Source organism: Sphingomonas sp., from assembly GCF_035998645.1.
Classification (GTDB): Bacteria; Pseudomonadota; Alphaproteobacteria; order Sphingomonadales; family Sphingomonadaceae; genus Sphingomonas.
In genome coordinates this window covers 507954-533890 of record NZ_DASYHL010000005.1, presented here as the reverse complement: position 1 = coordinate 533890, position 25937 = coordinate 507954, and the positions used below count along the sequence as shown (strand labels likewise).

At 64.6% G+C, this 25937-nt stretch carries 24 protein-coding genes; 21 read left to right on the top strand and 3 right to left on the bottom strand.

Going from position 1 to position 25937, the window contains the following annotated elements; translation table 11 throughout:
• Positions 1 to 21 precede the first annotated feature (21 nt).
• The 6 genes from VGN66_RS16265 to VGN66_RS16240 all read left to right on the top strand — a co-directional run bounded on the left by VGN66_RS16265 (position 22) and on the right by VGN66_RS16240 (position 7932).
• Positions 22 to 1332, top strand: a complete 1311-nt coding sequence (locus tag VGN66_RS16265) for a dicarboxylate/amino acid:cation symporter (RefSeq protein WP_327519839.1) — start codon at positions 22 to 24, stop codon at positions 1330 to 1332.
• Positions 1329 to 2579 carry a Xaa-Pro peptidase family protein gene (locus VGN66_RS16260; protein WP_327519838.1) on the top strand — a complete coding sequence of 417 codons (1251 nt, stop codon included), beginning with the start codon at positions 1329 to 1331 and terminating at the stop codon, positions 2577 to 2579. Before VGN66_RS16265 ends, VGN66_RS16260 begins: the two co-directional genes overlap by 4 nt.
• Complete coding sequence (locus VGN66_RS16255; RefSeq protein ID WP_327519837.1) at positions 2576 to 3007, top strand: hypothetical protein; 432 nt, start codon at positions 2576 to 2578, stop codon at positions 3005 to 3007. The genes VGN66_RS16260 and VGN66_RS16255 overlap by 4 nt, the downstream gene beginning before the upstream one ends.
• Positions 3008 to 3076: 69 nt before the next feature.
• Positions 3077 to 5734, top strand: a complete 2658-nt coding sequence (gene alaS / locus VGN66_RS16250; protein WP_327519836.1) for an alanine--tRNA ligase — start codon at positions 3077 to 3079, stop codon at positions 5732 to 5734.
• Between the two features lie 70 nt (positions 5735 to 5804).
• Positions 5805 to 6086: a hypothetical protein gene (locus VGN66_RS16245; protein ID WP_327519835.1), complete on the top strand. Its 282-nt coding sequence runs from the start codon at positions 5805 to 5807 to the stop codon at positions 6084 to 6086.
• Between the two features lie 25 nt (positions 6087 to 6111).
• Entirely contained in the window at positions 6112 to 7932 is a 1821-nt protein-coding gene (locus VGN66_RS16240) for a DUF885 domain-containing protein (protein WP_327520286.1), read from the top strand.
• A 3-nt stretch (positions 7933 to 7935) separates the two neighbouring features.
• On the opposite strand, the gene VGN66_RS16235 is transcribed toward VGN66_RS16240, so the two are convergent.
• Positions 7936 to 9714, bottom strand: coding sequence for a cation:proton antiporter (locus tag VGN66_RS16235; protein WP_327519834.1), 1779 nt, complete (start codon positions 9712 to 9714; stop codon positions 7936 to 7938).
• Between the two features lie 162 nt (positions 9715 to 9876).
• Between VGN66_RS16235 and VGN66_RS16230 the strand changes: the two genes are divergently transcribed.
• Positions 9877 to 10338 (top strand): hypothetical protein, encoded by a 462-nt coding sequence (locus VGN66_RS16230; protein ID WP_327519833.1) that lies wholly within the window; start codon positions 9877 to 9879, stop codon positions 10336 to 10338.
• Between the two features lie 121 nt (positions 10339 to 10459).
• Here the strand turns inward: VGN66_RS16230 and VGN66_RS16225 are convergent, their stop codons facing one another.
• The gene (locus VGN66_RS16225) at positions 10460 to 11683 is read right to left on the bottom strand and encodes an NADP-dependent isocitrate dehydrogenase (RefSeq protein WP_327519832.1); all 1224 of its coding nucleotides are present in this window, start codon (positions 11681 to 11683) and stop codon (positions 10460 to 10462) included.
• A 147-nt stretch (positions 11684 to 11830) separates the two neighbouring features.
• Here VGN66_RS16225 and VGN66_RS16220 point away from each other — a divergent pair, with 147 nt between their 5' ends.
• Positions 11831 to 12562, top strand: coding sequence for a phosphatidylserine decarboxylase (locus VGN66_RS16220; protein WP_327519831.1), 732 nt, complete (start codon positions 11831 to 11833; stop codon positions 12560 to 12562).
• 10 nt (positions 12563 to 12572) lie between these two features.
• A complete protein-coding gene (gene pssA, locus VGN66_RS16215; protein ID WP_327519830.1) occupies positions 12573 to 13364 on the top strand; it encodes a CDP-diacylglycerol--serine O-phosphatidyltransferase in 792 nt (263 codons plus the stop codon).
• On the opposite strand, the gene VGN66_RS16210 is transcribed toward pssA, so the two are convergent.
• Complete coding sequence (locus VGN66_RS16210) at positions 13309 to 13524, bottom strand: hypothetical protein (RefSeq protein WP_327519829.1); 216 nt, start codon at positions 13522 to 13524, stop codon at positions 13309 to 13311. The two genes, pssA and VGN66_RS16210, sit on opposite strands and share 56 nt — an antisense overlap.
• Positions 13525 to 13804: 280 nt before the next feature.
• Here VGN66_RS16210 and rpsB point away from each other — a divergent pair, with 280 nt between their 5' ends.
• The 12 genes from rpsB (at position 13805) to fabZ (ending at position 25872) form a co-directional block, all read left to right on the top strand.
• Positions 13805 to 14647: a 30S ribosomal protein S2 gene (gene rpsB, locus VGN66_RS16205; protein ID WP_224920131.1), complete on the top strand. Its 843-nt coding sequence runs from the start codon at positions 13805 to 13807 to the stop codon at positions 14645 to 14647.
• Positions 14648 to 14751: 104 nt separating this feature from the next.
• Complete coding sequence (gene tsf, locus VGN66_RS16200; protein ID WP_327519828.1) at positions 14752 to 15681, top strand: translation elongation factor Ts; 930 nt, start codon at positions 14752 to 14754, stop codon at positions 15679 to 15681.
• Positions 15682 to 15824: 143 nt separating this feature from the next.
• On the top strand, positions 15825 to 16529 hold the full coding sequence (locus VGN66_RS16195; RefSeq protein WP_327519827.1) for a TonB-dependent receptor: 705 nt from the start codon (positions 15825 to 15827) through the stop codon (positions 16527 to 16529).
• Positions 16530 to 16633: 104 nt separating this feature from the next.
• Positions 16634 to 17365, top strand: coding sequence for a UMP kinase (gene pyrH / locus VGN66_RS16190; RefSeq protein WP_327519826.1), 732 nt, complete (start codon positions 16634 to 16636; stop codon positions 17363 to 17365).
• 29 nt (positions 17366 to 17394) lie between these two features.
• A complete protein-coding gene (gene frr, locus VGN66_RS16185) occupies positions 17395 to 17952 on the top strand; it encodes a ribosome recycling factor (RefSeq protein WP_224920125.1) in 558 nt (185 codons plus the stop codon).
• A gap of 129 nt (positions 17953 to 18081) precedes the next feature.
• Entirely contained in the window at positions 18082 to 18813 is a 732-nt protein-coding gene (locus VGN66_RS16180; protein WP_327519825.1) for an isoprenyl transferase, read from the top strand.
• Positions 18810 to 19592 carry a phosphatidate cytidylyltransferase gene (locus VGN66_RS16175; RefSeq protein ID WP_327519824.1) on the top strand — a complete coding sequence of 261 codons (783 nt, stop codon included), beginning with the start codon at positions 18810 to 18812 and terminating at the stop codon, positions 19590 to 19592. The genes VGN66_RS16180 and VGN66_RS16175 overlap by 4 nt, the downstream gene beginning before the upstream one ends.
• Positions 19592 to 20749, top strand: coding sequence for a 1-deoxy-D-xylulose-5-phosphate reductoisomerase (locus VGN66_RS16170; protein ID WP_327519823.1), 1158 nt, complete (start codon positions 19592 to 19594; stop codon positions 20747 to 20749). The genes VGN66_RS16175 and VGN66_RS16170 overlap by 1 nt, the downstream gene beginning before the upstream one ends.
• The gene (locus VGN66_RS16165) at positions 20746 to 21882 is read left to right on the top strand and encodes a M50 family metallopeptidase (protein WP_327519822.1); all 1137 of its coding nucleotides are present in this window, start codon (positions 20746 to 20748) and stop codon (positions 21880 to 21882) included. The genes VGN66_RS16170 and VGN66_RS16165 overlap by 4 nt, the downstream gene beginning before the upstream one ends.
• Before the next feature lie 71 nt (positions 21883 to 21953).
• Complete coding sequence (gene bamA, locus VGN66_RS16160) at positions 21954 to 24776, top strand: outer membrane protein assembly factor BamA (protein WP_327519821.1); 2823 nt, start codon at positions 21954 to 21956, stop codon at positions 24774 to 24776.
• Positions 24776 to 25396: an OmpH family outer membrane protein gene (locus VGN66_RS16155; protein WP_327519820.1), complete on the top strand. Its 621-nt coding sequence runs from the start codon at positions 24776 to 24778 to the stop codon at positions 25394 to 25396. The genes bamA and VGN66_RS16155 overlap by 1 nt, the downstream gene beginning before the upstream one ends.
• Positions 25393 to 25872, top strand: a complete 480-nt coding sequence (gene fabZ / locus VGN66_RS16150) for a 3-hydroxyacyl-ACP dehydratase FabZ (protein ID WP_327519819.1) — start codon at positions 25393 to 25395, stop codon at positions 25870 to 25872. The genes VGN66_RS16155 and fabZ overlap by 4 nt, the downstream gene beginning before the upstream one ends.
• Positions 25873 to 25937: the final 65 nt, after the last annotated feature.

The window sequence follows — 25937 nt, the reverse complement described above, 5'->3', positions numbered from 1 at the left end:
GCAACAATCTAAGGGGTGAGCATGTCGGGGGCAGAGGCGATTACGGAGGTGCGGCGCGAATCGACGCTGCAATGGCAGATGTTGGGCGGGTTCGTGCTCGGCCTAGCCCTTGGCCTGTTCGTCCACTTCACCTCCGCCGACGCGGCATGGGTCAAGACCGTGACAACCTATGTCACCGGCCCGATCGGCCAGGTGTTCCTGCGCCTGCTGTTCATGCTGGTGATCCCGCTGCTCTTCTCGGCACTTGTCGTCGGCATCGCCGAAATGGGCGAGATCGCCGCGCTCAAGCGCGTCGGCCTGCGCACGCTGGTGCTCACCATCTGCGTTTCGACCATCGCCGTGATCGTCAGCCTGTTGCTGGTGAACCTGCTTCAGCCCGGCGCCGGGGTGGATCGCGCCGAAGCACAGGCGCTGCTCGCCGCATCGGGCGACAGCGCCGGCGCGATCCTAGACCGCACCGCCACCACGCCAACCGGCGTAGATGCAATCCTCAACATCGTGCCCACCAATGTCGTCGCGGCGATGACCGCGAACGACATCCTCGCGATCATGTTCTTCGCGCTGTTCTTTGGCATCGGCATCCTGCTGACCCTCGACAAACCGCACGTCCAGACGCTCAAGCGCGGGATCGAGGGCGTGTTCGAGGTGTCGATGCGGCTGATCGGCCTCGTCATCCGCCTCGCGCCGATCGCGGTGTTCTGCTTCATGTTCAACCTCGCCGCGCTGTTCGGCTGGGAGCTGCTGGTGCGGCTGCTTGCATTCGTCGGCGTGGTGCTGGCGGCGCTCGGCACGCAGATGTTCATCGTCTTCCCGATCCTGTTGCTGCTGCTCGCCCGCAAAAGCCCGCTCGCATTCTTCCGCCAGACGCAGGAGGCGGCGGTGATGGCCTTCTCCACCGCATCGTCCAACGCGACGCTGCCGACCGCGCTGCGCGTCGCGGAGAATAAGCTCAAGCTGCCGCCCAAGGTGTCGCGCTTCGTGCTGACGATCGGGGCGACCGCCAACCAGAACGGCACCGCGATGTTCGAGGGCGTGACGGTGATCTTCCTCGCGCAGTTCTTTGGCGTCGACCTGACGCTGACCCAGCAGATCACGGTGATGCTGGTGTGCATCCTCGGCGGTATTGGCACGGCGGGCGTCCCGGCGGGGTCGCTGCCAGTGATCGCGCTGATCCTGGGCATGGTCGGGGTCCCGCCTGCAGGCATCGGGCTGGTGCTGGGCGTCGACCGGTTCCTCGACATGTGCCGCACCGTGCTCAACGTCATCGGCGATCTGGTGCTCGCGACGATCGTGTCGGCGGGCGAGAAGGAGACGCCGGAGCCTGTGGCATGAGGCTGACCCGGCGCGGGTTGATCGCGGCGGGAGCGCTCGCGCCGATCGGGTTTTCCGCGGTCGCGCGGGCCGCGCAGCCCGACCTGACGGCGCTACAGCCGATCACCGGCGACGCGGTGCCGATCGGGCGGGAGGAGCGCGCCGCGCGGCTCACCCGCGCGCAGACGCTGATGAAGGCGAATGGCATCGGCGCGGTGCTGATCGAACCGGGGGCGAGCCTGCTCTATTTCACCGGCGTGCGCTGGGGCCGCAGCGAGCGCCTGACGGCGGCGGTGATCCCGGTCGAGGGCGATCCGATCATCGTCACGCCGTTTTTCGAGGAGCCGTCGGTCCGCGAATCGCTCGGCATCCCGGCGGAAATCCGGGTGTGGCAGGAGCATGAGGATCCGTTCGCGGTGGTCGCGGGGTTCCTGCGCGAGAAGAAACTGCTCGGGCGCCCGCTGGGGATCGAGGAAACTGCGCGCTTCTTTGCGGTCGATGGCATGTGGCGCGCGCTTGCGGGCGTGAAGATCGTGTCGGCCAACCCGGTCGTGCGCGGGTGCCGCATGTTCAAGACGCCGGCCGAGATCGCACTGATGCAGAAGGCGGCGGATGTGACGCTTGCCGCCTATCGCTGGACCTATCCGCGAATCGAGGCGGGGATGACGCCCGCCGACATCGCCGCGCTGATGACTGCGGCGACGGTGAAGCTGGGCGGGCAGGTGGCGTTCAACCTGATCCTGCTGGGCGAGGCATCGGCCTATCCGCACGGCACCGGCAAGCCGCAGCGGGTGGTGAAGGGCGAGGTCGTGCTGATGGACTGTGGCGCGCGGGTCCACGGCTATGAAAGCGATATCAGCCGCACCTTCGTCCATGGCACGGCGAATGCGGAGCAGCGCAAGGTTTGGGAGCATGTCCGCGCCGGGCAGCAACGCGCATTCGCAGCCGCGCAGATTGGGGTTCCGGCGGGCCGCGTCGATGATGCGGTGCGCGGCTGGTATGCGATGCTTGGCTATGGCCCCGACTATAAGCTCCCCGGCCTGTCGCACCGCACCGGCCATGGCATCGGCATGGACGGGCATGAGCCGATCAACTTGGTGCGCGGCGAAATGACGAAGCTCGCGTCGGGCATGTGCTTCTCGAACGAACCCGGCCTGTATCTGCCGGGCAAGTTCGGCGTGCGGCTGGAGGATTGCTTCCATATGATCGAAGCGGGGCCGAAGTGGTTCAGCGTGCCGCCGAGGTCGATCGAGGAGCCGATTGGGTGAGATTTTTAGCTTTGGTCTCGATTCTACTCGTCGGCTGTGCGCAGCCAACTGATCCTGCCGAAGCGTTGATGAATAAGATTGAGGCTGGGATCGTAATGCCCAGTGAAGCTAGAACGCTTGATCAATATGCAAGGTACTATGCGTACGAACGCGATGGATCGATCCGCGTTGTCTTTACCTTGCCGCTTCCGGAAGCGTCGCCAGACGCTCAGTGTGAGGAGCTTGGCAAGGGTGTCGTTCCTTGTGAAGAGCGCGATTTGTCCTACCCGTCTTTGAAAGCGGGTGAGCGCATCTGGCTGAAAAGCAGCGATGATCTTCCCGCAATCAGCGATGGTGGGTGCTCGGTGATCGAGTTCCCGATCCCAGCCAGTGTAGTCAAGGAGCGGGATCGGAAATGGCGCGTGAAGGCCCGTTGCAACGGGCGCTAGACGATCCCCAATCACCCTGATCGAACCGTTTCGCTTGAGCGAACGCCTCGTCGCGCTTAAGTCGCGAAAATGACCTCGACCAACGATATCCGCCGCAGCTTCCTCGACTATTTCGAGGGCCAGGGCCATGCACGCGTCCAGTCCGCTCCGCTGGTGCCGCATAACGATCCGACGCTGATGTTCGTCAACGCGGGCATGGTGCCGTTCAAGAACGTGTTCACCGGCCTTGAAACGCGGCCCTACACCACCGCGGCGTCGAGCCAGAAGTGCGTGCGCGCGGGCGGCAAGCATAACGACCTCGACAATGTCGGCTATACCGCGCGGCATCATACCTTCTTTGAAATGCTCGGAAATTTCTCGTTCGGCGATTATTTCAAGGAGCAGGCGATCCTGCATGCCTGGACGCTGCTGACCAAGGAATGGGGCCTGCCCGCCGACAAGCTGACCGCGACCGTTTATCACACCGACGATCAGGCGTTCGGGCTGTGGAAGAAGATCGCAGGGCTCCCCGAAGAGCGCATCATCCGCATCGCGACCAAGGACAATTTCTGGGCGATGGGGTCGGATGGTCCGTGCGGGCCGTGTTCGGAAATCTTCTACGACCATGGCGACCATATCTGGGGCGGCCCTCCGGGAAGCCCGGAAGAGGATGGCGACCGCTTTGTCGAAATCTGGAACCTCGTCTTCATGCAGCATGTGCAGGAGGCGGACCAGATCGTCGGCGACCTGCCCAAGCCGAGCATCGACACCGGCATGGGGCTGGAGCGCATCGCGGCGGTGCTGCAGGGCGTGCACGACAATTATGATACCGACACGTTCAAGGCGCTGATCGCGGAGAGCGGCGCGCTGACGCAATCGGCGACGACCGGCGACAATCAGGCGAGCCATCGCGTGATCGCCGACCATATCCGCACGTCCGGCTTCCTTGTCGCCGATGGCGTGCTGCCGGCGAATGAAGGGCGCGGCTATGTGCTGCGTCGGATCATGCGCCGGGCGATGCGCCATGCGCATATCCTGGGCGCGAAGGACCCGTTGATGCACCGCATGGTGCCGGCGCTGGTGGCCGAAATGGGCGGTGCTTTCCCAGAACTGGTCCGCGCCCAGCCGCTGATCGAGGCGACGTTGTTGCAGGAGGAAACCCGCTTCCGCCAGACGCTGGCGAATGGCCTCAAGCTGCTGGACGAGGCGACGGGGTCGATGGGCGAGGGCGATACCCTGCCCGGCGAGACCGCGTTCAAGCTCTATGACACCTATGGCTTCCCCTATGATCTGACCGAGGATGCGCTGCGTCCGCAGGGGATGAAGGTCGACCGCGACGGGTTCGACGCGGCGATGAAGCGCCAGAAGGATGCCGCGCGCGCCGCGTGGAAGGGTTCGGGCGCCAAGGCCAGCGACGATGTGTGGTTCGACATCGCCGAGGAGCATGGGAGCACGGAATTCACCGGCTATAGCTCGACCGAGGGCGAGGGGCAGGTCGTCGCCTTGGTCAAGGACGGCGTGCGCGTCGACCGCGCCGGTGCGGGCGATGAAGTGACGATCCTCACCAACCAGACGCCCTTCTATGGCGAAAGCGGTGGGCAGATGGGCGACGCGGGCACCATCGGCAATGATATGGCTGAGGCGATCGTCAGCGATACCGCCAAGCCGCTCGGTCGGCTGCACGCGCATCAGGCGACACTGGCGCGCGGCGAGATCAAGGTTGGCGACACGGTAAAGTTGGGGATCGACGTGACGCGTCGCGACGCGATTCGCGCCAATCACTCGGCGACCCATTTGCTGCACGCGGCTCTGCGCAACCGGCTGGGCGGGCATGTCTCGCAAAAGGGTTCGCTGGTCGCGCCGGATCGGCTGCGATTCGACTTCTCGCACCCGTCGGCGCTGAGCGCCGCGGAGATTGCGGATATCGAGGCCGAGGTGAATGCCGAGATCCGCGCCAACGAGACGGTCGGCACGCGGCTGATGACGCCGGACGATGCGGTCGCGGCGGGTGCGCTGGCGCTGTTCGGCGAGAAGTACGGCGACGAAGTGCGCGTGCTGTCGATGGGTCGGCAGACCGAGAAGCGCTATTCGGTCGAGCTGTGCGGCGGGACTCACGTCAACGCGACGGGCGATATCGCGATCTTCAAGATCATCGGTGAGAGCGCGGTGTCGAGCGGCGTGCGCCGGATTGAGGCGCTGACCGGCGAGGCCGCGCGCGCGTGGCTGGGCGATCGCGACGCCAAACTGCGCGAGGTGGCGGCGACGCTCAAGACCTCGCCCGATGAGGTCGGCGCGCGCGTTGCGGCGCTGGTCGAAGAGCGGCGCAAGCTGGAGCGCGAACTGGCGGAGGCCAAGAAGGCGCTGGCGATGGGCGGCGGCGGTGCTGCGGCTCCGGCCGGACCCGAGCAGATTGCTGGCGTCAATTTCGTCGGCCAGATCCTCGACGGGCTCGATCCAAAGGCGCTGCGTGGCGCGGTGGATGAGGCGAAAGCGCGGATCGGTTCAGCTGTGGTAGCTTTTGTCGCGGTAAATGAAGGACGTGCAGCGATCGCGGTGGGTGTCACCGACGACCTGACCGGCACCTTCAGTGCCGTCGAGCTGGTCAAGCGTGGCGTTGCCGCGCTGGGCGGGCAGGGCGGCGGCGGGCGGCCGGACATGGCGCAGGGTGGCGGACCCGAGGGCGGCAACGCCCAGTCCGCGCTCGACGCCGTCAGGCAAGCGCTTGCCGAGGAGACAGAAGCTGCGTGATCATGTTTGGACGGCCGCCGCAATTGCTGCGGCCCTCATCGCCGCCCCCGCCGCCACGGCGCAGGGCAAATTGCCCCCTTACCCCGAGGCGTTGAACTGCGCCGCGCTGACCCATGCCGCGCTGAAGATCGGCAAGGGTACGCCGCAGGAGTCGCAGCTGTTCGACCAGCTCATTTATTGGGGCATGGCGGCGGCTGATTCCGGGCGCGCAGTGGGCAAGAACGGCAAGAAGGTGGATGCTGAAGTCGCGGCCCAGTCGGCGCAGCGCGAGGCACGCTTGCGCGCGCAGGACGGCGAGGCGACCGCCGCACTCGCCGCCTGCGTGGCGAGGGTGCCCGCACTCGATAACTGACCCGGAGAAGCCAACCCCTATGACCCTGCGCCGCCGTTCGTTCGTCCAGTCCATCGGCGCAGCAGCGCTTGCCACTAGTGTCCCCGCCGCGGCCCGTGCGGCGGGGCAGGCCCAAGCGGGGACCGGCGATGCAGCGCTGCGCGCGCTCCTCGACCGGATCTTTAACGACCGGCTGACGCAAAGCCCGGAGAGCGCCACCGCGCTGGGGCTCGACACCGGCAAGAATTCGGCGCTCCGGTCACAGCTCTCTGGGCGTAGCGCGGCGGACGCCGCGCGCGATCTGGCCCGCGCCAAAAGCGAGCTCTCCGCGATCAAGGCACTCGACCCGGCGACACTCGGCGACAATGCCCGGCTCGATTACGACATCGTCACCTACCAGCTCGAAAAGAGCATCGCGGGGCGCGAGACCTTCACCTATGGCGCCGCCGGCGGGCGTTATGCGCCCTATCGCCTGAGCCAGCTGACCGGCGCCTATCAGGACGTTCCCGATTTCCTCGATGCCCAGCACCGCGTGCGCGATGCGGTCGATGCCGACGCCTATCTTGCCCGCCTCGAGGCGTTTGCGGTCGTGCTCGATCAGGAAAGCGAGCGCCAGCGCGCCGATTCCGCGCGCAGGGTGTTTGCGCCGGATTATGTCCTCGACACCACGTTGAAGCAGTTCGCGGCACTGCGCGACAAGGCGCCCGGCGAGACCGGACTGGTCGCGTCGTTCAAGGCGAAGCTGGAAGGTGCGAAGCTGCCGTCTGAGCGCGTGGCACAGGCCGAGAAGATCATCTCCGACAAGGTGTTCCCCGCGCTCGACCGCCAGCGCGCGCTAGTCACGGAGTTGCGGGCCCGCGCGACGCATGACGCTGGCGTATGGCGGCTGCCCGATGGCGAGGCCTATTACACCGCCGCAGCGGAGGCTGCGACGACCACGCGGCTTAGCGGCGAGGAAATCCATCGGATCGGGCTGGAGCAGGTGGCCGAGATCAGCGGCCGGATCGACACGGTCCTCAAGGCGCAGGGGATGAGGAGCGGGACGGTCGGTGCGCGGCTGGTCGCGCTCAATGAGCGGCCCGATCAACTCTTCCCGAATACCGATCCCGGTCGTGAGGCGTTGCTGGAAACACTGCGCGGACAGGTCCGGGCGATGGAAAAGCGCCTGCCCGAACAATTTGCGACACTGCCAAAGGCCCCGGTCGAGGTCCGCCGCGTGCCGCCCGCGATTCAGGCGGGTGCGCCGGGGGGCTATTATCAGGCCGCGACGCTCGATGGCTCGCGGCCCGGCATCTATTTCATCAATTTGCGCGACACGTTTGACCGGCCGAAGTTCGGCCTTGCGACGCTCAGCTATCACGAGGCGGTACCGGGCCATCACCTTCAGGTCATGCTCGCGCTCGAATCGCAGGATATTCCGCTGATCCGCCGTCGCGGCGGGTTCAGCGGCTATAGCGAGGGCTGGGCGCTCTATACCGAGCAGTTGGCGGATGAGATGGGCATGTATGACGGCGATCCGCTTGGGCAGGTCGGCTATCTCCAGTCGCTGCTGTTCCGCGCGACGCGACTGGTGGTCGATAGTGGCATGCACGCCAAGCGCTGGAGCCGCGAGCAGGCGACCGATTACTTCATCGCGACCACCGGCATCGCGCGTGGCCGGAGCCAGGCCGAGATCGACCGCTACACCGTCTGGCCGGGCCAGGCGTGCAGCTACAAGATCGGGCACACCGTGTGGGTGCAGCTGCGCGATGAGGCGAAGGCGAAAGGCGGCGACAAATGGGACCCGCGCCAGTTCCACGAGGTGCTGCGCAAGGGCGCGATGCCGCTCGACGTGCTGAAGCGCGTCGTACGGGCGCGGATGGGCTAGGGGCTAGGTCCCGGCCTCTTCCGTCCGCACCCGCCGGATACGCGGTTCGCGCTCCAGCCCGGCGGCTTCCTTGATCGCCTTGCGCATCTCGTCGCGCTTCTCGTGGATCGAAGCGATCACCGGTCCGACCGCAACGCCAAGATCGACCAGTACAGCCTCGGACAGCTGCAGCGAGCTTTCGAGCGTCTCGGGTACCGCATCGGTCGCGCCGGCCTTGTAGAGTTCGGCGGCGTGCGCAGCGTCGCGGGCGCGCGCGATGATTGGGATGTGGGGCACCCAATTGCGCACCCGGCGGGTGAGGCGGACGGTCAGGACGGGATCGTCCATCGTCAGGATCAGCGCCTTGGCATGGCCAAGGCCGAGCCGGTCGACGAGCTCGCTGCGCGACACGTCGCCGAACATGACGGTATAGCCTTCGCGCCGCGCCGCCGCGACGCCGTCGATGTCTGCATCCACAGCAAGATAGGGCTTGTCATGCGCGCGCAGCATATCGGCAACGGTCCGTCCGACGCGGCCAAAGCCGATGATGACGGTGCCACCCACGACGATGTCGGCGGGATCGACGATCACAGCGCGGTGGTCCCGCGCCTCGATCCGGCGCGAGGCGAACTGTCCGGCCTTGGCCAGCAGCGGCGTGATCGTCAGGCCGATCGCGGTGACCGTGGTCCAGAAGGTAGCAGTAGACGGCTGGATCAGCCCCGCCGTGGTCGCGACGCCCAATACGATCAGCGTGGTCTCGGATGGGCTCGCCATCAATACGCCGGTTTCCGCCGCCGTGCCGGTGCGTGCGCCCGACAGCTTGAGCAGGGCGATCGTCACGCCGACCTTGATCGCCATCACCCCCAGGATCGCGCCGAGCAGCATCGCCCAATCCTGCGCCACCATGCGCAGGTCGAGCCGCATTCCGACTGTGATCAGGAACACGCCGAGTGCCAGGCCCTTGAACGGGGCGGTGATGACCTCGACCTCGCTGTGATATTCGGTTTCCGCGATCAACAGCCCGGCGAGCAGAGCCCCGACGATCGGTGACAGGCCGACTGCGGTGGTGGCCATGCTTGCGACGATCACCACCAGCAGGCTAGCGGCGAGGAACAGCTCGGGCGACTTGGTGCGCGCCGCTTGTCCGAACATCCGTGGCAGGATGAAGCGTCCGCCGATGAACAGTGCCGCTACGACGAGCGCACTCTTGCCCAGTGTCGCGGCGAGCTGTGCCCAGCCCGCATCGGCCGCCGCGGGGGCGAGTGCGCCGAGCAGGAAGATGATCGGAACCAGCGCGAGATCTTCGAACAACAGCATCGCGAACGCTGCCCGCCCGACCGCACTCGTCGTTCCGGCGATCGGCAGGACCAGTGCGGTGGAGGAGAGGGCGAGCGCAAGTCCGAGGCCAAGTGCGCCTGCCCAGGTCTGTCCCAAAGTGTAGAGGGCCAAACCGATTAGCAGCGCGGCCCCCAGCAACTCCGCCGCCCCGACTCCGAACACCAGCCCGCGCATCGTCCATAGTCGTTTGAACGATAGCTCGAGCCCGATCGTAAACAGCAGCAGGATGATGCCGAATTCGGCAAAGGGCTCGATCGAAAGGGGGTCGCTGATCGTGAAATAATAGAGCCACGGTATGTAAGGCACGAGCTGGCCTAGCCCCGCCGGACCGACCAGTGCGCCAACCAGGATGAAGCCGATCACCGGGCTGATCCGGAACCGTGCGAAGGCGGGAATGACCAGTCCCGCGGCGCCGAGAATGACGAGCGCGTCGCTGAAGCTGTTGTTGGACAGGTCTAAGGCCATGCACGTACTCTAGCGGGGCGGAGGAGCTTTTGTCATGCCACCGGCGTCGACGGCGCCAAATTAATCCCGCTACCCATTTTAGGGACAAGATTGATATCAATTCCATTCCAACGGGAAGATTTCGGGCCAACGGCTCCGGGCTTGGCAACTTAGGGGGTATGCGTGACTGACGATCGTTTTTGGGTTCGCCCGATCATGCTGTGGTCCATGGCCGCTGCATTGGCAGCCGGCATCTTTGTGCTGACGGCGTATAGCGGCTATCTTTCGATGCTGCGCGGACAGGCCGAAGATACCACCGAAGTGTTGGGATCGATGCTTCGCAGCCTCCCTATATGGGGTGCCGTATGGGCGAGCTTTGTAGCGCTATTCCTAGTCGGATACCGCGGAGGCGCAAAGCTGAGGCCTTCGTTTGGCAAGGGGTTTCTTACGGCGGTTCTTGCGGCTCTCGCCTTTGCCGGGAGCATTGGAAGCCTGTGGATGATCACCCAGATGCCGTATCGTGATGCTGCGCACGCGCCATTTATCGCCTACTGGATTATCTTCGCGCTCTATTTTCAAGCGCTACGCGCGGCCGCAGTATCGCGCAGCATGCCCGAAGCGGATGTCGGAACGGTTTTTGAATGAAGTGTCGGAACCACTGCTTCCTCTCGCATATGCGTGGGTACAGAGCCACTGACGCAGCGTAAGAAAAAGGCCGCGTCCCCGATCGGAACGCGGCCCATTCTCTTGCCGGTGGCAGCGAGGCTTACGCCCAGCTGGCCATTTCGGTCTCGAGGTTCTGGCGGATCGCCTCAAAGAACTGCTCGGTGGTCATCCAGGGCTGGTCCGGACCAATCAGCAGCGCGAGATCCTTGGTCATCTTGCCGCTTTCGACGGTCTCGATGCACACGCGCTCCAGCGTCTCGGCGAACTTGGTGACTTCCGGCGTGTCGTCGAACTTGCCGCGGAACTTGAGGCCGCCGGTCCAGGCGAAGATCGACGCGATCGGGTTGGTCGACGTCGCCTTGCCCTGCTGGTGCTGGCGATAGTGGCGCGTGACGGTGCCGTGCGCCGCTTCGGCCTCGACCGTCTTGCCGTCGGGCGACAGCAGGACCGAGGTCATCAGGCCGAGCGAGCCAAAGCCCTGTGCGACCTGATCCGACTGGACGTCGCCGTCATAGTTCTTGCACGCCCACACGAACTCGCCGCTCCACTTGAGCGCCGATGCGACCATGTCGTCGATCAGGCGGTGCTCATAGACGATGCCCGCTTCCTTGAACTTCGCGTCGAAGCCCTCGGTCTCGAACACTTCCTGGAACAGGTCCTTGAAGCGGCCATCATAGGCCTTGAGGATCGTGTTCTTGGTCGACAGGTACACCGGCCACTTCAGGTTGAGGCCGTAGTTGAACGATGCGCGCGCAAAATCGCGGATCGAATCGTCGAGGTTGTACATCGCCATCGCGACGCCCGAACCCGGGAAGTTGAACACTTCGCGGTCGATGACCTGACCATCTTCACCTTCGAACACGAGGCGCAGCTTGCCGGCACCGGGCACCTTGAAGTCGGTCGCGCGATACTGGTCACCGAACGCGTGGCGGCCGACGACGATCGGCTTGGTCCAGCCGGGGATCAGGCGCGGAACGTTACTGATCACGATCGGCTCGCGGAACACGACGCCGCCAAGGATGTTGCGGATCGTGCCGTTGGGCGACTTCCACATTTCCTTGAGGTTGAATTCCTCGACGCGCTGCTCGTCCGGGGTGATCGTCGCGCACTTCACGCCGACGCCATATTCCCTGATCGCGTTCGCGGCGTCGACCGTGATCTGGTCGTTGGTCTCGTCGCGCTTCTCGACGCTCAGGTCGTAATATTTGAGGTCGATGTCGAGATAGGGCTTGATCAGGCGTTCGCGGATCCATTCCCAGATGATCCGCGTCATTTCGTCGCCGTCGATCTCGACGACCGGGTTCTTGACCTTGATCTTCGCCATGCTCGCTTTCCTGTTCGTATCGGGAGGATAGGGTTTGGCCGTGCGTCTAGGAGCAAGCGCGCGCGCGATCAAGCTATGGCAGACACCGGTATCGGTCAGCGCCACGCAGGATTGTGTTGCGCGGATGACACAGCTAGACCCCCGGCCATGCCTTCACTCGAAACCCCGCCCGCCGTCACGAACACCGTTAAGTGGCGCTTCCCCTCGGTTCATCCGGAGGGGCGTAAATATGTGCTGATCTCCGCGGCGATCACGATCCTGTTCCTTTTTGCGATCTGGGACGAGCTCGGCTTTGCGCTGATCGGCGTGACGATCTGGGTTGCCGCCTTTTTCCGCGATCCGATCCGCGTGACGCCGCAGGGGGCGGGGATGATCATCTCTCCCGCTGACGGATTGGTGACGATGATCGAGCGTGTGCCGGTGCCGCGCGAGATCGCCGGACCGGAAGGATTGAACGAAGCGACGCGTGTGCGCGTTTCGATCTTTATGTCCGTATTCGACGTCCATATTAACCGCACCCCGATGGCCGGCACGATCCGTCAGGTCGTGTACATCGCGGGCAAGTTCCTCAACGCCGATCTCGACAAGGCGAGCGAAGAGAATGAGCGCCAGCATTTCGTGATGGAGTCGCACGACGGTACCCGCGTCGGCTTTACGCAGATCGCGGGACTGGTCGCGCGCCGCATCGTGACGTTCGTCAAGCCCGGCGACATCGTCGCGGCAGGGCAGCGCTTTGGCCTGATCCGCTTCGGCAGCCGCCTCGATGTATTTCTGCCCGACGATTATGCGCCGCAGGTGGCGCTCGGCCAGCGCTGCCTCGCTGGCGAAACCATCGTTGGCCTGAAGGGTGCTCGTGCGGCGGAGGGTATTGCCCAGTGAGCTTTGCCCCATGAGCCTGCGCCCGCGTCCCCTGCGCCGTGGAATCCCGCTACGCACGATCGCCCCCAACGCGATCACCGCTCTCGCACTGTGCTCGGGCCTGACCGGCGTCCGCTATGCGATCAGCGAGAATTGGGAACGCGCGGTTCTCATGATCCTGATCGCGGCGCTGCTCGACGGGATCGATGGCCAGGTGGCGCGCATGGTGCGGGGCGAGAGCAAGTTCGGCGCGGAGCTGGACAGTCTGTCCGACGCGATCTCGTTCGGCGTTGCACCCGCGCTGATCCTCTATCTCTGGGCGTTGATGTATGCGCCCAAGGTCGGGTGGATCGTCGCGTTGCTCTATGCCGTGTTCTGCGCGCTGCGGCTCGCCCGGTTCAATGCTCAGATCGACAGCGATGCCCAGCCGCGAAAACTGGCCGGCTTTTTCACCGGCATACCTGCGCCTGCTGGCGCTGGACTGGCAATGCTTCCGCTCTACATCTGGCTGTGGAGCGGTGAGGAACTCGCCCGCTCGCCGTGGATCGTTACCCCGTGGGTCGCGTTCATCGGCCTGCTGATGGTGTCGAGCCTTGCCACCTATTCGTGGAAGTCGCTGCGGTTGCGGCGTAATGTCCGGTTCGAGGCGCTGGTCGTGGTCGTCGTGCTCGCCGCTGCGCTCGTTAGTGCTCCGTGGCAGACGCTTACGGCAATCTGTCTCGGCTATCTCGCGACACTTCCGTTCAGCATACGGGCGTATCGTCGGACTATGCCGCCGCCCGCAGGATCGGCGAAGCCCGGCGCGGTGCCGCCCGCGGGCTGACGCGGACCCGCGCGGCGTGGGCCGGCGTCAGGGCGGGCACGACTTCGCCACGCAGCAGTGCGCGCATATAGTCGAGGCGCGGTGCGATCGTGGTGAACATAGCCCAGATCGACACGGTGAACGCAGTGGTGAACAGCAGCGTGGCAAGAACAGCAACCATCTTTGGCCTCCCGGATTCTTTCTAAGCGACTGGAATCCTGAAGATTCGCGACGCTCAAGCGCGGCCAAGGTTCCCTGTCCGCCGTGTGAACCCTTTATGTTCCATTAACGTTCCGTGTGTCAAGCGGTGCAATCCGCTTTTGTTCTCTTGCGCCCCGTCGCATTCTCGACTAAGCGCGCCCCCTCAACACCGCATGGGAAGCAACATAACCCGGTGCTGCGGGCCGTCACGGCCTTCGGTCACTCGCTTCCCAGAGGCTCAACCGGAAGGAGTTATCCCTATGGCGGCACCAGTCGTCTCCATGCAGCAGCTGCTCGAATCGGGCGCACACTTCGGTCACCAGACCCACCGCTGGAACCCGAAGATGAAGCCGTATATCTTCGGCGACCGCAACGGCGTTCACATCATCGACCTGTCGCAGACCGTGCCGCTGTTCGCGCGCGCGCTGGACTTCATCAGCTCGACGGTTTCGTCGGGCGGCAAGGTGCTGTTCGTCGGCACCAAGCGTCAGGCGCAGGAAGCGATTGCCGACGCGGCGCGCAAGTCGAACCAGCATTTCGTCAACCATCGCTGGCTGGGCGGCATGCTCACCAACTGGAAGACCATCAGCAACTCGATCAAGCGCCTGAAGACGCTCGAAGAGCAGCTGTCGGGTGACACGCACGGCCTGACCAAGAAGGAAGTGCTGAACCTGACCCGTGAGAAGGACAAGCTGGAGCTTTCGCTCGGCGGCATCCGCGACATGGGCGGCGTTCCCGACATCATGTTCGTGATCGACGCGAACAAGGAAGAGCTGGCGATCAAGGAAGCCAACACGCTCGGCATCCCGGTCGTCGCGATCCTCGACTCGAACGTCTCGCCCGACGGCATCGCATTCCCGGTTCCGGCGAATGACGACGCCAGCCGCGCGATCCGCCTGTACTGCGAAGCCGTCGCGATCGCGGCGACCCGCGGCAACAACCAGGCGCAGATGAGCAGCGGCGATTTCGGTGCTGCCGAAGTGCCGCCGGTCGAAGCAGCGCTTGCTGAGCCGGCTCCTGCCGTCGCAGCTGAGCCGGAAGCTCCGGCCGCTTCGACCGAGCCGGAAACGGCTGCTGAGGGCGAGCGCCAGATCGACGCGTAAGCGCTCTGGTCATCGAACCGTAATGGGGGCGGGGCAGGGCGTTTCAGCTTTGTCCCGCCCGCACCATATTTGAAGCTAACCGCTTAAGCACGAGGAACAAGAACATGGCCGAGATCACTGCAGCAGCCGTGAAGGAACTGCGCGAGAAGAGCGGCGCCGGCATGATGGACTGCAAGAAGGCGCTGACCGAAACCAATGGCGACATCGAAGCGGCCAGCGACTGGCTGCGTTCGAAGGGCCTTGCCGCCGCCGCCAAGAAGTCGAGCCGCACCGCCGCTGAAGGCCTCGTCGGCGTTGCCGTCGCGGGCACCAAGGGCGTGGCTGTCGAGGTCAACTCGCAGACCGACTTCGTTGCAAAGAACGAAATCTTCCAGGGCTTTGTCCGCGAAGCGACCGCCGTTGCGCTTGAGCAGGGTATCGATGATGTCGAGGCGCTGAAGGCGCAGTCGATCACCGGCGGCACGATCGAAGACGTGCTGGTCGCGAACATCGCCACGATCGGCGAGAATCAGGTGCTGCGTCGCGCGAAGAAGGTCGCAGTGACCAACGGCGCGGTGATCCCGTACGTCCACAACGCCGCGGCCCCGGGCCTTGGCAAGATCGGCGTGCTCGTCGCGCTCGAATCGGACGCGGGCGCTGACGTGCTCGAGCCGCTGGGCAAGCAGATCGCGATGCACATCGCCGCTGCCTTCCCGCTGGCGCTGTCGGTCGAAGATCTCGACCCCGAGGTCGTCGAGCGCGAAGCCGCGATCCTGCGCGAGAAGAACGCCGACAAGATCGTCGGCAAGTCCGACGAGGTCGCCGCGAAGATCCTCAACGGCCCGGTCGAGAAGTTCAAGAAAGAGAACGCGCTGCTCACCCAGGCGTTCGTCATGGACGGCAAGACCCCGGTCGGCGACGTGATCGCAAAGGCGGGCAAGGACGCCGGCACGACGATCACGCTGGTCGACTATGTCCGCTTCCAGCTCGGTGAAGGCATCGAGAAGGAAGAGAGCGACTTCGCAGCGGAAGTGGCTGCGGCAGCTGCTGGCTGATCGCGCGACAATGAGCGAACAAGGAGGGCGCGGCCAGCGATGGCCGCGCCCTTTTTGTTTGTGGTTTCGTCGCGGTGAACTTCGATTGACTTGGAACGGGGCGGGGCAGAAGCTCCCGAATAATATAGATCGGGGAGGGGGCTATGATGAAGGCTGTTCTGGTGATTGCCGCGCTGGGCCTTGCGCTCCCGGTGGCGGCGCAGGACCTTGCCTCGCAGGAGGTCGTCGTCACGGGAAGCCGGGTCGAGCAGGACAGCTATGAGCGCGACATGCCTGCCGTTGGCCTGCGGCGCACGGCAGACTTTCTCGTCCAGGAGGTCGTGATTCGCGGCGATACCCGCGACCCGAAGCTGCGCGGGACCGAAATCCGGCAGATGCTGGCGCGCGCGGTCGAGATGGCGGGCAAGCATGGCGTCCAACTGGCGTTCGGCGATTATATCCTGACGCCGCTGACTGCAGCCAATCTGGACGAGGTGACTCTGTCGAATGACAATCGCCCCGACAGCCAGAAGGTCGAGTTTCTGGTCAAGGCGCCGCTTGGCGGCAAGGAAAGTGGTGCGAGCGCCGAAAAGCGCATCGAGGCCTATGTCGATGCCGTCCCAGAGGTCGGACGGGCACAGATGGACATCAGCGGTGATTCGTCGCTGTCGATCGTCGGCCCGGATCAATATCGGCTGCAGATTGCAGAGAGCGTCATGGCTGACGCGCGCGTGCTGTCCGACCGGATGGGCGCTGGATATGCCGTGACGATCGAGGGGCTCAACATGCCCGTGCTGTGGACCCGGGCTGGGCCAGCCGATGTGATGCTCTATATCCCATACAAGCTGGTCATCGTCCCCAAGCCCTGACTGGTCTTACGCGCCTCGTTCGAACCGGTTTCCCCGCTTGGCTTCCCACGCGCCCGCGCCTAAGGTCCGCGCCGCTCCCAACCCCCGACAGACCATAGGGCCAGATGACCGCGCCACGCTTCAAACGCATCCTCCTCAAACTCTCCGGCGAAGTGCTGATGGGGCAGGGGCAGTTCGGGATCGATCCTGCCACCTGTGAGCGCGTCGCGCGCGAGGTGAAGGCGGCGACCGAGGCGGGGTTCGAGATTTGTATGGTCGTTGGCGGCGGGAATATCTTCCGTGGCCTCGCCGGTGCGGCGCAGGGGTTCGAGCGGGCGAGCGCCGATTATATGGGCATGCTCGCCACGGTGATGAACGCGCTGGCGATGCAGAACACGCTGGAGCGGCTTGGTGTCGATACCCGCGTGCAGTCGGCGATCCCGATGGCGAGCGTGTCCGAACCCTATATCCGGCGCAAGGCGATGCGGCATATGGAGAAGGGCCGGGTGGTGATCTTTGCCGCTGGCACGGGCCTTCCGTTCTTTACCACCGACACCACCGCCGCGCTGCGTGCCGCCGAGATGAATTGTGATGCGCTGTTCAAAGGCACCAGCGTCGATGGCGTGTACAATGCCGATCCAAAGAAGGTGGCGAGCGCGACCCGCTATGAGGAACTGACCTTCGATCGCGTGCTGGTCGACAACCTCAAGGTGATGGACGCGACTGCGGTGGCACTGTGCCGCGACAATGACATTCCGATCGTGGTGTTCAACATCCGCGACGAGGGCACTTTGGAAGCGGTCTTGCGTGGTGAGGGTACCTCGACCATCGTCCGCAACCAGCCCGTAACCGCTTAAGTTAAGACAGAATAAGAGGAACCTGAGCTATGGCCGCATATGACAAGGCCGATCTGGAGCGCCGGATGAACGGCGCGGTCGAATCGCTGAAGCATGACCTGGGCGGGCTGCGCACCGGGCGTGCGAGCACCACGCTGCTCGAGCCGGTGACGGTCGAGGTCTATGGGTCGCACATGCCGCTCAACCAGGTCGCGACGGTGTCGGCGCCCGAGCCGCGGATGCTGTCGGTGCAGGTGTGGGACAAGTCGAATGTCGGCCCGGTCGACAAGGCGATCCGTTCGGCCGGCCTGGGCCTCAACCCGATCGTTGACGGGCAGAATCTGCGGCTGCCGATCCCGGATTTGACCGAGGAGCGTCGCAAGGAACTGGCCAAGCTCGCCAGCAAATATGCCGAGGCTGCGCGCATCGCCGTGCGCAACGTGCGCCGCGACGGCATGGACAGCCTGAAGACCGACGAGAAAAAGGGCGAGTTCGGCGAGGATGACCGCAAGCGGCATGAGGCCGACGTCCAGAAGATGACCGATGCGACCATCGCCGAAATCGACGCTGCGTCGAGCGCGAAGGAAAAGGAAATTCTGGGGAAGTGACTGGTGGTCATTCTCTAAGCCCCTCTCCTTTAGGGGAGGGGTTGGGGTGGGGCCTATCCTCGCTCCCGCCAGTCTCGGTGAGACTGACAGGCCCCACCCCAACCCCTCCCCTGAAGGGGAGGGGCTAGCATGGCCTCGAACCCCGCACCTACCGCCGAGGCAGCGCCGATTCCCCGTCATGTCGCCATCATCATGGACGGCAATGGTCGCTGGGCGAAGGCCCGGCGGCTGCCGCGTCTTGCCGGGCACAAGCAGGGCGTCGAAGCGGTGCGTCGCGTGTCCAAGGCGGCGCGCGAGCAGGGCATCGAGGTGCTGACGCTCTACGCTTTCTCGTCAGAAAATTGGCGACGTCCGGAGGAGGAAGTGCGCGACCTGATGGGGTTGCTGCGCCATTTCCTGAAGAATGAGCTGAAGGATCTGGTCGCCGAGAATGTGCGGTTGCGCGTGATCGGCGACTATCATGCGCTGTCGGGCGATCTGGTGGCGATGATCGACGAGGCGATTGCCCGGACATCAGTCAACACCGGGGCGACGCTGGTGATCGCGCTCAACTATGGCGCGCAGGCGGAGATCGTTGCGGCGGCGCGGCGGCTGGCGAGCGCGGCGAAGGCGGGCGAGGTCGAACCGGAGGCGATCGACGAGGCGATGTTCAGCGATGCGCTGACCACGCATGACCTGCCCCCGCTCGACCTGCTGATCCGTACCTCGGGTGAGCAAAGGCTGTCGAACTTCCTGCTATGGCAGGCGGCCTATGCCGAATTGCTGTTCGTCGAGACGTTGTGGCCCGATTTCGACGGCGCGGCGCTGGCCGATGCGGTGGCGCAGTTCGGGCGGCGGCAGCGTCGGTTCGGGGGCCTGTGACAACAGTTCCGCCTCGCAAGAACGCCGATCTTGGCACCCGAGCGGTGGTCGGCATGGCGTTGATTGTGATTGCGGCGGCGGCCTTGTGGTTTGGCGATTTTGCCTTTTGGTTGCTGGTGACGGTCGCGGCGCTGGTGATGGTTCACGAATGGGGCGGGCTGCATGGCGCGACGCCGCAGCAGAAGAAGCTGGCGCAATATGCGCTGATGGTGCCGCTCGCGATTATGTCGCCCTGGGCGGCGGGGCCGAGCTTCCTGGCGTTCGGGCTAGTTCTCGGCGCTGGCTTTTTCATTGCGATCGTCACGCGCAACGGGGCGTTGGGAGCGGGGGCGGTCTATGTCGGGCTGCCGGTGCTGGCATTGTTGATGCTGCGCGACTGGCAGGGTGGGCTGTTGCTCGCCTTTTGGGCGATGGCGCTGGTGTGGGCGTGCGATATCGGAGCCTATTTCGCCGGGCGCACGATTGGCGGGCCGAAACTGATGCCGGCGGTTAGTCCGAATAAGACCTGGGCGGGGTTGTTCGGTGGCGTGAGCGCTGCGGCGGTTTTCGGATTGGTCCTGACCATGTGGGGTCTGCCGATGTTGCTGGCGCTGGCCACGCCGGTGCTCGCGGTTCTGGCGCAGGCAGGCGACCTGTATGAAAGCCATCTCAAGCGCCGTGCTGGCGTCAAGGATTCGGGGTCGGTGCTGCCCGGGCATGGCGGCGTGCTCGACCGTCTCGACGGGCTGGTTCCGGTGGCGCCGGTCGCCGCGCTCCTCGTATTGATCCAGGGATTTTGATGAAAACGGTTACCATCCTTGGCGCGACCGGATCGGTGGGGACGTCGACGCTCGATCTGATCGAGCGCGACCCTGCGGCGTTCGAGGTGGTCGCACTGACCGCCAATTGCGATGTCGAGCGGCTGGCCGCGGCGGCGAATCGGGTGCGGGCGAAACGTGCAGTTGTCGCCGATCCGACATGCCATCAGGCATTGACCGACGCGCTGGCGGGGACGGGGGTCGAGGTCGCCTCGGGTCCTGAGGCGGTGTGCGACGCGGCGCGGATGGGCGCTGACTGGACGATGGCCGCGATCGTCGGGACGGCCGGGCTGAAGCCGGTGCTGGCCGCGCTTGAGGGCGGGCAGGCGGTGGCGCTCGCCAACAAGGAGTCGCTGGTCTCCGCAGGCGATGTGGTGATGCAGGCCGCAGCGGCGACCGGCGCGACGCTGTTGCCGGTCGATTCGGAACATAATGCGGTATTCCAGTGCCTTGAGACGCAGAATACAGACCGCATCTCACGCATCATCCTGACCGCGAGCGGCGGGCCGTTCCGCGAGCGGACGCTGGCCGAGATGCACGCGATCACGCCCGAACAGGCGGTGGCGCATCCCAACTGGTCGATGGGGGCGAAGATCAGCGTCGATTCGGCGACGATGATGAACAAGGGGCTGGAACTGATCGAGGCGTATCACCTGTTCCCGGTGACGCCCGATCAGCTCGACGTGATCGTTCACCGCCAGTCGGTGATCCATTCGATGGTCGAATATGTCGACGGGTCGGTGCTGGCGCAGCTCGGCTCGCCCGATATGCGCGTGCCGATCGCGCATGCGCTGGCGTGGCCGCGGCGGATGGAGACGCCGTGCCAGCGCCTTGATCTCGCCACCATCGGCCGACTGGATTTCGAGGCGCCGGACTATGTCCGCTTCCCGTGCCTGAAGCTGGCGCGTGAGGCGCTGGCGGCGGGCGGGGCGCGTCCGGCGATCCTGAATGCGGCGAACGAAGTGGCGGTCGCGTCGTTCCTGGCGCGGCAGATCGGCTTTCTTGAAATTGCCGCAATCGTCGCGGATACCCTCAATCGCTACGACCCGGCCGCGCCGGAAACGCTCGATCAGGTTTTGGCGATCGATGCGGAGGCGCGGATTTTGGCGGGCGAGCGTGTGAAGGACTGCGTAGCTTGACTGAAACCCCGGGTTTCTTCCTTTACCTGATCGCATTCTTCCTGATCATCGGGCCGCTCGTCTTCGTGCACGAGCTGGGTCATTACGCTGCCGGTCGCTATTTCGGGATCAAGGCTGAGGCGTTCTCGATCGGGTTTGGACGCGAGGTGGCGGGGTTTACCGACAAGCGCGGGACGCGGTGGAAGTTCGGGTGGCTGCCGCTTGGTGGTTACGTCAAGTTCGCGGGCGACATGAATCCGGCAGGGCAGCCGAGCCCCGAATGGCTTGCGCTGCCGGCGGCGGAGCGGGCCCAGACCTTTCAGGCCAAGCCCTTGTGGCAACGCGCGATTGTGGTTGCGGCGGGGCCGATTACCAATTTTCTGGTCGCGATTGCGATTCTCGGCGCTTTTTCGGTGGCCTATGGCGAGGCGAAGATGCCGGCGGTAGCCGGGCAGATCCAGCCGGGCACGCCTGCTGCGGCGGCCGGGCTGAAGCCGGGCGATCGGTTTGTCGCGATTGGCGGGCGGCAGGTCGAAACATTCGAGGACATGATGCGCTTCACCTCGCTTCGCGCGGGGATGAAGGTGCAGATCGATTATGTGCGCGACGGACAGCCGGCGCGTACCGAGGCGGTGATCGGCCGCCGGGTCGAGAAGGATCGCTTCGGAAACGAGACGAGCCGCGGAATTCTGGGGATTGCGCCGAGCGAGCAGGTGGTGCGTACCCCCGTCGCGTGGTGGCAAGCGCCCGTTGTCGGCCTCAACCGCACCGTGTCTCTGGTCGGGACGATGATCGATGGCCTGGGCCAGCTGATCATGGGGCGGGTGCCGGTCAGCGAATTGGGCGGGCCGTTGCGAATCGCCAAGGTTTCCGGGGAGATGCTGTCGCTCGGGGCCGAGCAGTTCATTATCATGGCCGCGCTCATCTCGATAAATCTGGGGTTCATTAACCTGCTGCCAGTCCCGGTGCTGGATGGCGGCCATCTTCTGTTCTATGCGGTTGAAGCGGTCCGCCGGAAACCCGTCGAGCCTGAGGTGATGGAATGGGCATTTCGCGGCGGGATGGTGGCGATACTCGCGTTGATGCTGCTGGTAACATTCAACGATCTGGGCGCCTTTGGCGTTTGGAGAAGCCTGGCCGGGTTGATCGGCTGAACCGGTTGGGGCAGGGCGTGCGAACGAGCGCAAGCTTCCGACCAAAATCTCTTAGATCCGACTGGGGTGGGATGGTGACGGCTATCAAGGTTACAAAATTCGGCGCGCGCGCCTCTGCGGTCCTGTTGGCCGGCACGACATTGTTCGCGCTCGCCACCGCCGCGCAGGCTCAGCAGGCGCCAGCCCCCGCTCCGGTCGCGCAACAGCCGGCCCCACTGCCAGAGGCGTTGGAGGTACGTACGATCCGCACGCTGCGGGTCGAGGGTACGCAGCGGCTCGAGCCCGAGACGGTGCTGTCCTACACGCGCCTGCGCGTCGGCCAGACCTACACGACCGAGAGCCTAGATCAGGCGATCCGCGACGTGCTGGCGAGCGAGCTGCTCGCAGACGTGACGATCGAGGGCGTCGAGTCGGGTGATATCGTGCTGCGCGTGCGTGAGAATCCGGTGATCAACCGCGTCATCCTTGAGGGCAACAAGCGCCTGAAGGACGACAAGATCGTCAAGGAAATCAAGCTCGCTCCGCGCCAGATGTTCACGCGCACCGCAGTGCGCGCGGACGTTGCGCGGATCGTCGAGCTGTATCGCCGTCAGGGCCGCTTTGCCGCGACGGTCGAGCCAAAGATGGTCAGCCTCGACCAGAACCGCGTCGATGTCGTGTTTGAAGTGCGCGAAGGACCCAAGTCCAAGGTCCGCCAGATCAACATCATCGGCAACGAGCAGTTTCCCGACGGCAAGCTGCGCGGTGAGATGGCGACCAAGCAGGCCCGCCTGACCAGCATCATGAGCTCGAATACGAGCTATGATCAGGATCGTCTGGCCTATGACCAGCAGAAGCTGCGCCAGTTTTATCTGACCGAAGGCTATGCCGATTTCCGCGTGGTGTCGGCAGTCGCCGAGCTGACCCCGGACAAGCGCGACTTCATCATCACTTATGTGATCGAGGAAGGGCCGCGCTACAAGTTCGGGCCGGTCAAGGTCGACAGCAACATCCGCGACTTCGACGATGAGGCGCTCGCCAAGGGCCTCGCGATGAAGGAGGGCGACTGGTACAACGCCAAAATGGTCGAGGACACGATCGACCAGCTGTCGGAGACGGCGGGTGCGTTCGGCTACGCCTTTGCCAATGTCAGCCCCGACTTCCAGCGTGATCGCGAGAAGTTGACGATGTCGATCAACTTCAACATCGCCGAAGCGCGCCGCACCTATGTCGAGCGGATCGACATCAACGGCAACACGCAGACGCAGGACAAGGTGATCCGCCGAGAGCTGCGCCTCGCCGAGGGTGACGCGTTCAACACCTTCCTGGTCAAGCGGTCGCAGGATCGCATCAACTCGCTCGGCTATTTCAACGAGAAGTTCGAGATCGAGCAGAAGGAAGGATCGGCGCCCGATCGCGTCATCCTGACCGCGAATGTCGAGGAGAAGTCGACCGGCGAACTGACGCTTTCGGCAGGCTTCTCCAGCCTTGAGCGGTTCATCTTCCAGGGATCGATCCGCCAGCGCAACTTCCGCGGCAAGGGCCAGGATCTGCGCCTGTCGGCCGATTATTCGAGCTATTCGAAGTCGGTCGAGCTCGGCTTTACCGAACCCTATCTGTTCGACCAGAATGTCGCGCTGGGCGGTACGTTGTTCCGCCGCGATTATAACTCGTTCAACTACCTCGGCACCGATCGCCGGACGACCTATGAGCAGGTTTCGACCGGCGGCCAGGTCGTGCTGGGCGTGCCGCTGACCGAGTTCTGGACGCTGTCCGGGCGCTACTCGCTGACGCATGATTCGGTGTCGCTCGACGAGAACAGCTTCTTCACCAACGGGGTCTGCGATCCGCTCAAGGCCGGTCGCTATCTCTGCGAGGCGCTGGGCAATCGCTGGACCTCGGCCGTCGGCCTGTCGCTGATCTATGACAGCCTCAACAGCCGTCTGCGCCCGACGCGCGGGCAGCGGCTGGTGCTCGGCACTGACGTTGCCGGTCTGGGCGGCGATGTGAAATATCTGCGCGGTCGCTTTGACGGCGACAAATACTGGAATGTCGGAAGCGGATTCATCTTCTCTGCCGGCGTCGAAGGCGGGTATATTCACAGCCTTGAGGATTCGGCCGCAGGCGTCGATCCGGTCCGTATTACCGACCGCTTCTTCCTGGGTGAGCCGCAATTCCGCGGCTTCGACATTCGCGGCGTCGGCCCGCGCATCCAGCGCGTCAGCTATACCGGCAGCGTAGCCGCCGGTACCCAGACGCTGATCACTGACGAGGACCAGATCTTCGACGATGCGATCGGTGGCCGTGCCTATTATCTGGGCAAGCTCGAACTCGAAATTCCGCTGGGCGCTGGTGCGCGCGAGATGGGCATCCGTCCGTCGATCTTCCTGATGGCGGGCGCCAACTGGGGTGTGCGTGAGCCGAACAAGACGGCTGAGTTCACCCAGGCGCGCTTTATCACGGACGGTAGCGGGAACAGGACGATCCTGACGGATCCCAATAACCCGGCCTGGGCCGGAGCTTCGTTGTTGACGAACGCCGACGGTTCGCCGTCGCTGTTGCCGATCCAGACGCCGCAGACGACCACCGTCAACGGACAGACAGTGCCGCTTTATGCCGTGCCACTTTCGGACCCGGTGGCCCCGGGACAGCTTACGACGTGTAGCATCGGCTACTCGACCACTGCTGGCGGTGCGTGCGCTGGCACCTCGGTAAACGGGATCTACAATGTCCAGACCGATCCGTTCCTTGAGCGCTTCCTCGGCAACTCGCCAAAGCCGCGCCTGTCGGTTGGCATCGGCGTGAACTGGAACTCGCCGTTCGGTCCGTTGCGGCTCGATCTCGCGCATGCCTTCCTCACCCAGAAGGGTGACGACACCAAACTCTTCACATTCAACGTAGGGACTTCATTCTAATGGGTAACACCAAAACCATTCTCGCCGCGATTGCGGTCGCGGGTGCCACGTTCGGTACCGGCGCTGCGGTTGCACAGACGCTGGCCGACGCCAAGGTAGCCGTTGTCGATGTCGAGCGGGTCATGAGCACCTGCGTCGCGTGCGTCGCCGCGCGCGGCCAGCTTCAGACTCAGCAGACCCAGCTGCAGCAATATGCCCAGCAGCAGACGGCGCCGCTGCAGACTGAGCGCACCGCGATCGAGGCCGCGCTGCGTGCTGCGAACGGAAAGCCCGACGCAGCGCTCGATCAGCGCGTTCAGGCGTTCCAGCGTCGTGCGGAGCCGATCCAGCGCGCGATCTCCGAGCGTGAGCAGACGCTGCGCCGCAACGCGCAATATGTCGACCAGCAGGTCGCCGAGCGCCTCGCCCCGGTGATCGAGCAGGTTGCCAACCAGCGCGGTGCCACGATCGCGGTGTCCAAGAATACGCTGCTGTTCTCGGCAACCTCCGCTGACATCACCGATCCGGTGCTCGCCGCGCTCAACCAGCAGCTGCCCAGCGTACAGACCGTCGCACCGCCGCCGCAGCAGTCGCAGCAGCCCGCACCGGCGCCGACCCAGCCGGCACCCACCGGCCGGTGAGCGACGCCGCCGAAGGAAAGGCCGCCATCGGCCCGCTCGATGTGACGCGGGTGATGGCGGCGCTTCCGCACCGTTACCCGATGCTGCTCGTCGATCGGGTCGAGCAGCTGATCCCCGACGAACGAATCGTCGCGATCAAGGCGGTGTCGATCAACGAGGAGTTCTTCCAGGGGCATTTCCCTGGACGGCCGATCATGCCCGGCGTCCTCCAGGTGGAGGCGCTGGCGCAGGCGGCGGGCGTGCTTGCGGTCGAGAGCCTTGGCCTCGCGGGCACCGGCAAGCTGGTCTATTTCATGTCGATCGATGGCGTGAAGTTCCGCAAGCCGGTTGAGCCGGGTGTGTTGCTGCGGCTCGAGGTTGAGTTCGTTCAGAAGCGGTCGCGGATCTGCAAGTTTGCGGGCAAGGCCTATCTGGGCGATGATCTGGCGACCGAGTGCGAGTTTACCGCGATGATCGCCGATCCGCCGAGCGCGTAGCGGCTGGCACCGAAGTCCATTGCATGAAGCGCGCGGCTCTGTTAGGGGCCGCGCCTTCTTGTTGC